At 63.4% G+C, this 7996-nt stretch carries 9 protein-coding genes; 6 read left to right on the top strand and 3 right to left on the bottom strand.

Annotated elements, in window-relative coordinates; translation table 11 throughout:
* Positions 1-158: 158 nt before the first annotated feature.
* Positions 159-584: a GNAT family N-acetyltransferase gene (locus NKJ01_RS14545; RefSeq protein WP_352728839.1), complete on the bottom strand. Its 426-nt coding sequence runs from the start codon at positions 582-584 to the stop codon at positions 159-161.
* 260 nt (positions 585-844) lie between these two features.
* Here NKJ01_RS14545 and leuD point away from each other — a divergent pair, with 260 nt between their 5' ends.
* The 6 genes from leuD (at position 845) to NKJ01_RS14515 (ending at position 5172) form a co-directional block, all read left to right on the top strand.
* Positions 845-1450 carry a 3-isopropylmalate dehydratase small subunit gene (gene leuD / locus NKJ01_RS14540; protein ID WP_023762456.1) on the top strand — a complete coding sequence of 202 codons (606 nt, stop codon included), beginning with the start codon at positions 845-847 and terminating at the stop codon, positions 1448-1450.
* Positions 1451-1504: 54 nt separating this feature from the next.
* On the top strand, positions 1505-2428 hold the full coding sequence (locus NKJ01_RS14535) for an Ivy family c-type lysozyme inhibitor (protein WP_352728837.1): 924 nt from the start codon (positions 1505-1507) through the stop codon (positions 2426-2428).
* 310 nt (positions 2429-2738) lie between these two features.
* Entirely contained in the window at positions 2739-3122 is a 384-nt protein-coding gene (locus tag NKJ01_RS14530) for a RidA family protein (protein ID WP_352728835.1), read from the top strand.
* An 11-nt stretch (positions 3123-3133) separates the two neighbouring features.
* On the top strand, positions 3134-3484 hold the full coding sequence (locus NKJ01_RS14525) for a VOC family protein (RefSeq protein WP_352728833.1): 351 nt from the start codon (positions 3134-3136) through the stop codon (positions 3482-3484).
* 90 nt (positions 3485-3574) lie between these two features.
* Positions 3575-4678, top strand: coding sequence for a 3-isopropylmalate dehydrogenase (gene leuB, locus NKJ01_RS14520; RefSeq protein ID WP_352728831.1), 1104 nt, complete (start codon positions 3575-3577; stop codon positions 4676-4678).
* A gap of 5 nt (positions 4679-4683) precedes the next feature.
* Positions 4684-5172 (top strand): GNAT family N-acetyltransferase, encoded by a 489-nt coding sequence (locus tag NKJ01_RS14515; protein WP_352728829.1) that lies wholly within the window; start codon positions 4684-4686, stop codon positions 5170-5172.
* Here NKJ01_RS14515 and NKJ01_RS14510 read toward each other — a convergent pair.
* Both NKJ01_RS14510 and NKJ01_RS14505 read right to left on the bottom strand, forming a co-directional pair.
* Positions 5162-5878: a DUF805 domain-containing protein gene (locus NKJ01_RS14510; protein ID WP_352728827.1), complete on the bottom strand. Its 717-nt coding sequence runs from the start codon at positions 5876-5878 to the stop codon at positions 5162-5164. The two genes, NKJ01_RS14515 and NKJ01_RS14510, sit on opposite strands and share 11 nt — an antisense overlap.
* Before the next feature lie 114 nt (positions 5879-5992).
* Positions 5993-7867 (bottom strand): DEAD/DEAH box helicase, encoded by a 1875-nt coding sequence (locus NKJ01_RS14505; protein ID WP_352728826.1) that lies wholly within the window; start codon positions 7865-7867, stop codon positions 5993-5995.
* Between the last annotated feature and the right edge of the window lie 129 nt (positions 7868-7996).

The following is a 7996-nucleotide window of genomic DNA, read 5'->3' as shown; positions in this document are numbered from 1 at the left end:
CTCCTCTTCAAAGAGAAGGCCCCTAAAGAATCAACCTTTCCACTCAACGCAAGACTTACTCTTACTCATATGCGATTCCCCTGCCCCTTGCGGGGGAGATGGCCGGCAGGCCAGAGGGGGGTGCTGTCCCGCTAGTGTTGCAAGTCAAGTGACCGCAGTCAGCCCTTGCGGGCGAGCCAGAAGGCGTCGGCCATGCGCTTCATGCCGATGCGCTCGTAGAAGCCGACGGCATCGGGCATGGAGATCAGGCTGATGGCGACGGACGGCCCGAGTTGCCGGCGCGCCTCGTCCATCAGGCCCTTGCCAATGCCGAACCCCTGCGCCGATTGGGAAACGGCGAGTTCGGAGATGTAGCAGACCCAGGAAAAGTCGGTGAGCGCCCTGATAACGCCGATCAGTGGCTTGCCCTCCACGTCGAGACGTGCGGTCAGGAGCAGGTTTGCACCTGAAAGCATCGTCTGCAGGCGAGCGTCGTCATCGACAGGGCGCGTTTCGCCAAGGCCGGATTCCACCAGCACGCGGCGAAACTCGGCAATGGCGAGCTCCGGCTCGCTGGCATAGAGGACGTGCGAATTCTCAATCATGGCTGCCAGAATGCACCAGCGGGCGAGCATTTCGAAGCCACTTTTTGAAGTGTTTCAGTTTTGGCATGCGGCATGGTAAAGCCGTCCCGGCAGCCCGTAGCTCAGGGGAAGAGCGCCAGCTACATGCTGGAGGCCTCCGGTCGAGACGGGGCGGGCTCGCCGCCATACGCCGCGCACAAACAGTTGCCTTTTATTTGCCGCCGGCATTGTGTAAACCGGCGTCAGCAAATTCCCCCGCAACGAAAACACGGGCAAAAGCCATGGAAAAATTCACCAAGCTCACCGGCGTCGCGGCTCCGATGCCGATCGTCAATGTCGACACCGACATGATCATCCCCAAGGATTATCTGAAGACGATCAAGCGCACCGGGCTCGGCACCGGCCTTTTCGCCGAAATGCGCTACAAGGACGACGGTTCGGAAAATCCGGATTTCGTGCTCAACAAGCCGGCCTACCGCAAGGCGCAGATTCTGGTCGCCGGCGACAATTTCGGCTGCGGCTCGAGCAGAGAGCATGCACCGTGGGCGCTGCTCGATTTCGGCATTCGCTGCGTCATCTCGACCTCGTTCGCCGACATTTTCTACAACAACTGCTTCAAGAACGGCATTCTGCCGATCACCGTCAGCCCCGAGGATCTCGAGAAGCTGATGGACGACGCGTCACGCGGTTCCAACGCCACGGTGTCGGTCGATCTCGAGGCCAAGGAGATCCGCGGCCCGGATGGTGGCGTGGTCACCTTCGACCTCGACGACTTCAAGCGGCACTGCCTGCTCAACGGGCTCGACGATATCGGCCTGACCATGGAGAAGGCCGGCGCCATCGCTTCGTTCGAGAAGAAGAACGCCGAACAGCGTCCGTGGGCCTGAGCGGTACGCTCCGGGCGGATAGGCGGGTTCGTTGCGACTGAGTGGAGGGACGTCATGGCTCGTTCGCTTCTTGCCGGCACCTGCGGGCTGGCGTTTCTTTTGCTGGCTGCCGTGGGCCACGCCCAGACGCAGACGCCCACCGCGCAGGCGCCTGCGGCCGAAAAGCCTGCCTCCGACCAGGGAGCAGACGCCGCCGACGCTTCCGACGACGACAGCCAAGCGCCTGTGCCATTCGAAGGCGGCCAGCTGACCATCACCCAACCGGAACAGGACGGGGAGAAGGTGCTTGCCTATGACGGCAAGCAGCTGGCCACCAACTATGACGTCTTCTTCGACAGAATAGTCGAGGTCGGAGGCGTCAAGGTGGCGCTGTTCGATGTCGGCGATGGCGGCAATCAATGCGGGCCGGCGACAGTGATCGTCTGGAAGCCGGAAGGCGGCACCATCCAGAGCACCACGGTCGAGCAGGACGACTGCGGCGCGCCGCCATCGGCGGTGTCGGACAACGCCATCTATTTCGTACCCTATCTGTTGCCGGGGGATCAGAAGCCGGCTTTGCAATGGTCGCCGACCGACGGGCTGACGATTTCGGGCAATCTGAGCTACATGCCGGAACCCGGCACGGACTGGAAGGACATCGATCCGGAAAAGTACCAAAACATCATCGACGCCTTCCACAACGAGGCTGTCTACAAGGAAGCTGAAAAGCTGCTGGGCAAGGACATGCCCGACATGGCGACCAGCCTGCTGGTCGGAGGCGGCACAGAAAAGACCGCTTCGGGCGCCTTCTATGCCAGCGGCTGCGTGCCGCATGACTGCGGCGGCAATGACGGCTTCATGGCGGTCGACCCGGCCAAGCACAAACTCTATTTCGCCCGCCGCGGCGACAATGGCGAGCCGAACGCCTGGCCGGCGGTCACGACATGGCCGGCAGATGTCAAGGAGGCGCTGGACAAGGCGCTGGGGTCGGCGAATTAAGCATTTTGGCGGTGAACTAAAAACCGTTTCACCGCGATCCTTCACACCCCCCTCTGCCCTGCCGGGCATCTCCCCCGCAAGGGGGGAGATCGGCCGTCACCACGACTTTCGCAACTCTTTCAACGTTGCAAGAATGGCGGTTCGTCAAAGCTGCCAATCTCCCTCCTTGCGGGGGAGATGGCCGGCAGGCCAGAGGGGGGTGTTGTCCCGCAGGCGTCGAAGGTTTGCACCGCCGATCCCTCTGCGTTGGCCTATGGCCGGATCAGCATATTCCCTGCAAAATGGCCACCCTCAATCCTGCGAGGACACCATGCGAAAACTGATCTCCACCGGCTCGCCGTTCGAAAAGACCGCCGGCTATTCGCGCGCGGTGGTGCAGGGCGACTGGTGTTTCGTGTCCGGAACGACCGGCTACGACTATGCGACGATGACGATGCCGGAGACGGTGGAAGCGCAGACGCGCAATTGCCTGGCGACGATCGGCAAGGCTCTCCAAGACGGCGGCTTCGATATGGCCGATGTGGTGCGGGCGCATTACTACATCACCGACCAGTCCTTCGTGGACATTGTCTTCCCGATCCTCGGCGAGACGTTCGGTGACATCAGACCGGCGGCGACGATGATCGTCTGCCAGCTCAACAGACCGGAAATGAAGATCGAGATCGAGGTGACGGCGCTGCGGCGCACCGCGTGAAAGACGGGCAGATGAAAGTCCGGCGTATCGTTGCCAACATCGAGACACCTGATATCGCTGCGGCGATACGCTTCTACCAGGACGTGCTCGGCCTCGATGTGCTGATGGATCTTGGCTGGATCGCGACCTACGGTTCCGATCAAGAGATGCAGGTGCAGGTCAGTTTCATGGCGCAAGGCGGCTCCGGTACGCCGGTGCCGGATCTCTCGATCGAGGTCGACGATGTCGATGCGGCGCTCGATGCCATGAGTGCCGCCGGCTTCGCCATCGAATACGGGCCGGCCGACGAGCCTTGGGGCGTACGGCGCTTCTACGTGCGCGATCCGTTCGACCGGCTGGTCAACATTCTCTCGCACCAGTGATCATGGTTATGGCGCGCGGGCTTGCGCGCCAAGCGCTTGGCGTTTAGCAAGGCCGCAAATCGCAACGCATCCTTTCTGGGACGGTTCTCCATGGCAACGAAGCATCTTTTCCTGCTCGCCGGCGACGGCATCGGTCCAGAGGCCATGGCCGAGGTCAAGAAACTGATTGCTGTCATGAACGACAAGCTTGGCAGCGATTTTTCCACTGACGAAGGTCTGGTCGGCGGCTGCGCCTATGATGAGCATGGCGCCGCGATTTCCGATGCCGACATGGAAAAGGCGATGGCGGCGGATGCGGTGCTGTTCGGCGCCGTTGGCGGTCCGAAATGGGATGCAGTGCCCTATGAGGTGCGCCCCGAAGCCGGCCTGCTGCGCCTGCGCAAGGACATGGAGCTGTTCGCCAACCTGCGCCCGGCCATCTGCTATCCAGCACTTGCGGCGTCGTCTTCGCTCAAGCAGGAGGTGGTCGAGGGTCTCGACATCCTGATCGTGCGCGAGCTGACCGGCGGCGTCTATTTCGGCGAACCCAAGCAGATCATCGATCTCGGCAATGGCCAGAAGCGCGGCATCGACACGCAGGTCTACGACACGTTCGAGATCGAGCGCATTTCTGGCGTCGCCTTCGAACTCGCACGCACGCGCAAGAACCATGTCACTTCGATGGAAAAGCGCAATGTGATGAAGTCGGGCGTGTTGTGGAACGAGGTCGTTACCCAAACGCACAAGGCGCGCTATTCAGACGTCAAGCTCGACCACATGCTGGCCGATGCCGGCGGCATGCAGCTGGTGCGCTGGCCAAAGCAGTTCGACGTCATCGTCACCGACAATCTGTTCGGCGACATGCTGTCCGACATCGCCGCGATGCTGACCGGCTCGATCGGCATGCTGCCGTCGGCCTCGCTCGGCGCGCCCGACGTGAAGACCAAGAAGCGCAAGGCGCTGTACGAGCCGGTGCACGGCTCGGCGCCGGATATTGCCGGCAAGGGCATTGCCAACCCGATCGCCATGATCGCCTCCTTCGCCATGTGCCTGCGCTATTCCTTCGGCATGGTTGCTGAAGCCGACCGTGTCGAAAGCGCGATCGCCGCCGTGCTCGACGCAGGCTTGCGCACCAAGGACATTTTCTCCCCCGGCATGACCGAGGTCGGCACCGTCGAGATGGGCGACGCGATCATCGCCAGGTTCCTCGGCTGATCCCCATGGCGGTCGACGTCCGCTGGGCGACGATCGAGGACGCGGCGGCACTGGCGGCCATACTGTGCGAGATGGCGGAGCATTACCGGCAGCCGCGCCTCGATGCCGACCGGGCCCTGTCTGCCGCACGCAAATGGCTTGGCGAGGAAAGTCCGGCCTATCCGCATTTCGCGCTCGCCTTCGTCGACGGCGAGGTCAGCGGCCTGGCGTCGGTGGCAATCGCGCATCCGGGTATCGATCTTGAGCGGCTGCTGTTCCTCAAGGACCTGTTCGTGCGCGACAACATCCGCAACGCCGGCGTCGGCCGGGCGTTGATCGGCTTTCTCGCCGATCATTGCCTTAGCCACGGCATCGGTCGCATCGACCTGACCTCCGAAGACTGGAACGAGGGCGCGCTGCGTTTCTACGCGAGGCTCGGCGCCGAACGCCACGGCCAGAAGGTCTTTCTCCGGCTTTCGGACGACGCCTTGAAGGCTATCGTCCCTAAACCCTGACGCCTGCCGGCACCGGCCCCCACTGGTTTTCCCGTGCCTGCGTCGGGATCAGCGCGAAGACCAGGATGATCAGGCTGCCGATGGTCGGGATGAGCACCACCAGATAGAGCCAGCCCGACAGGCCGATGTCATGGATGCGGCGAACGGTCATGCCGAGGCTTGGCAGCAGGGTCGCCAGCACGAAGGTGACGCAAAGGCCAACGGTTACCGCCGCCGATACGCTGCTGTCGAAATTGCCCATTTCGCTGTCGGCGAAAAGACCGATGCCGCCGATGATCAGCAGCGAGACCACCCAGAACAGGAAATAGCCCCAATATTCCTTGCGGCGGGCCCGGCCGGCGAAATTGAAATAGTTCTGCGTCACGCCGCGCCAGAAATAGTCCCAGAGGCCGGTGGGCTCGACTGGTCCGGACGAGCGGCCGAAATGCGGCGCATGGACAGCGGAAGCTGCGGGTGCGTTGCCAGCTTCAATCGGTGCGGTGTTGGTTCCGGCGTCAACGTGCGGCGCCTCGATGGCGGTCCGGACACCAATCGAAAAGACATCGCGCGCCTGACCGCCGCCCGGCTGGAACTCGACGACGGTGCCCCTGGGCATGGCGCTTTCCCGGCGCAGGTTCTCGCGGGTGAAGGTGTAACGGTTGCCATCGTCTCCAATGATGAAGCCGAAACCCTGGTCCTCGTCATAGTGAAGCACCTCGCCGCGCATAGGCCACCCCTCTCGCCACGTCCCGATCAAGATGTGGCACAGGGCCGAGCCGATGGGCAAGCGGCACCATGAAGTGCCTGCCGTCGCTGCCGGAAAATGAAGCTGCTTGCGATCTTATGAAGGCCGCTTCTTCGCCTTCTTGTGCTTCGGCGCGCCGGTGTTTTCGAACTTCGGCTTACCCGGCTTCTTCGCCCAAGGCTTTGTCTCGTGCGCGGCTGCCGGGCGCTGATCGGCTGAAGCCGGTGCGCGCTTTTCGAACTTGCGCTTCGGCGCGTTGGGATCGAACGGCGCCTTGCCGCGATGCGGTTTCTTGTCGGGGCTTGGCGCCTGGTAGCCGGCACGCGACAAATCGGGCGTGCCGTCCAACCGCTTCACAATGATGTTGTTTTGCAGTTTGCGGTCGGGACCGATCGCCGCCAGGAAGCGGTCGGCCCAGTCCGCCGCGATCTGCACGAAGGTTTCATCCGGTTGCATCTTGATGGCGCCGATCTCGCGCTTGCTTATGCTGCCGGTGCGGCACAGCATCGGGATCAACCAACGCGGTTCGGCATTCTGCCGGCGCCCGATCGACAGCGAGAACCAGACGCTGGCACCGAAATCGTCGCGGCGGCTGGGTGCCTCGTCGCGGCGTGCGAAACCTTCGCCCGCCGGTCTTTCACGCGATGGCGTGAACGGCGCGATTTCGATGAGGTCCTCAGGCGCCGATCGGCTGGCGCGGCACTGGCGCACGAAAGCGGCGGCCACCTGTTCGGCGCCATGTTTGGCGAGCAGCGCGTCGATGAAACCGCGCTCGTCCTGCTTCACCGGTTCGTCGAAGACCGGATCGGCAATGATGCGTTCGTCGTCGCGCCGTATCACGTCGTCGGCTGAGGGCGGGCTTGCCCATGTCGCCTTGAGGCCGGCGTTCTGCAACAGCCGCTCGGTGCGCTTGCGGGCACTGTTGGGCACGATCAGCGCGCTGACGCCCTTGCGCCCGGCGCGGCCGGTGCGACCGCTGCGGTGCAGCAGCGTTTCCGGATTGGTCGGCAGGTCGGCATGGACAACCAGTTCGAGGTTGGGCAGGTCGATGCCGCGCGCCGCGACATCGGTGGCGATGCAGACCTTGGCGCGGCCGTCGCGCATCGCCTGCAAGGCATGGCTGCGTTCGTTCTGGCTGAGCTCGCCGGACAGCGCCACGACCGAAAAATTGCGGTTGTTGAAGCGCGCGGTCAGATGGTTGACGGCGGCGCGCGTGTTGCAAAACACCAGCGCGTTTTTCGCCTCGTAGAAACGCAGCACGTTGATGATGGCGTTTTCCCGGTCGGGCTGGGCGACGCTCAGCGCCCGGTATTCAATGTCGAGATGCTGCTTTTCCTCGCCGGCGGCTGAAATGCGCACGGCATCGCGCTGATATCCTTGCGCGAGCGTGGCGATGGAGCGCGGCACGGTGGCCGAGAACATCAGCGTGCGGCGCTCGGCCGGTGCGGCGTCGAGGATGAATTCGAGGTCCTCGCGAAACCCGAGATCGAGCATCTCGTCGGCCTCGTCCAGCACCACTGCCTTCAGCGCCGACATGTCGAGCGAGTGCCGCGTGATGTGGTCTCGTAGCCGGCCGGGCGTGCCGACGACGATATGGGCGCCGCGCTCCAGCACACGCCTCTCCGAGCGCATGTCCATGCCGCCGACGCAGGACGCCACCGTGGCGCCGGTCAGTTCGTAGAGCCACTCAAGCTCGCGCGTCACCTGCAGCGCCAGTTCGCGCGTCGGCGCCACGGCCAGCGCCAGCGGTGCCGCGGCGTGGCCAAAGCGCTCCGCGCCGTCGAGCAAGGTCGGCGCCAGGGCAAGGCCGAAGGCCACCGTCTTGCCGGAGCCGGTCTGCGCCGAAACCAGCGCATCGGCCTGGCCGAGTTCGGGGGCAACAACCGCCTTCTGTACCGGGGTCAGCTCGGAATAGCCGCGTTTTTCCAGCGCCCTGGCAAGCGCTGGGACAAGTGCTTCGAAATTGGACATCTCACTCTTTCGGAATTTAGGGTCTGCGCTCATCATGGAGCACATGCCGGGCCGACCTAGCGCCAGCCAAAACAATCTTGGCTGTTCGTACTTCGCGCAGCCGCCATTGTACAGGGTGCGCGGGAAACC

The organism is Mesorhizobium sp. M0276, from assembly GCF_040321755.1.
In the GTDB taxonomy this organism is placed as follows: domain Bacteria; phylum Pseudomonadota; class Alphaproteobacteria; order Rhizobiales; family Rhizobiaceae; genus Mesorhizobium.
Note: the sequence above shows the minus strand (reverse complement) of the source record. Positions and strands in the feature narration are given on the sequence as shown.

Bases quoted from the DNA above. Each gene is read 5' to 3' on its own strand.
- leuB (WP_352728831.1), top strand. From the start codon at position 3,575: ATGGCAACGAAGCATCTTTTCCTGCTCGCCGGCGACGGCATCGGTCCA.
- NKJ01_RS14535 (WP_352728837.1), top strand. From the start codon at position 1,505: ATGGCTCGTTCGCTTCTTGCCGGCACCTGCGGGCTGGCGTTTCTTTTG.
- NKJ01_RS14515 (WP_352728829.1), top strand. From the start codon at position 4,684: ATGGCGGTCGACGTCCGCTGGGCGACGATCGAGGACGCGGCGGCACTG.
- NKJ01_RS14525 (WP_352728833.1), top strand. From the start codon at position 3,134: ATGAAAGTCCGGCGTATCGTTGCCAACATCGAGACACCTGATATCGCT.
- leuD (WP_023762456.1), top strand. From the start codon at position 845: ATGGAAAAATTCACCAAGCTCACCGGCGTCGCGGCTCCGATGCCGATC.
- NKJ01_RS14510 (WP_352728827.1), bottom strand. From the start codon at position 5,878: ATGCGCGGCGAGGTGCTTCACTATGACGAGGACCAGGGTTTCGGCTTC.
- NKJ01_RS14530 (WP_352728835.1), top strand. From the start codon at position 2,739: ATGCGAAAACTGATCTCCACCGGCTCGCCGTTCGAAAAGACCGCCGGC.
- NKJ01_RS14505 (WP_352728826.1), bottom strand. From the start codon at position 7,867: ATGTCCAATTTCGAAGCACTTGTCCCAGCGCTTGCCAGGGCGCTGGAA.
- NKJ01_RS14545 (WP_352728839.1), bottom strand. From the start codon at position 584: ATGATTGAGAATTCGCACGTCCTCTATGCCAGCGAGCCGGAGCTCGCC.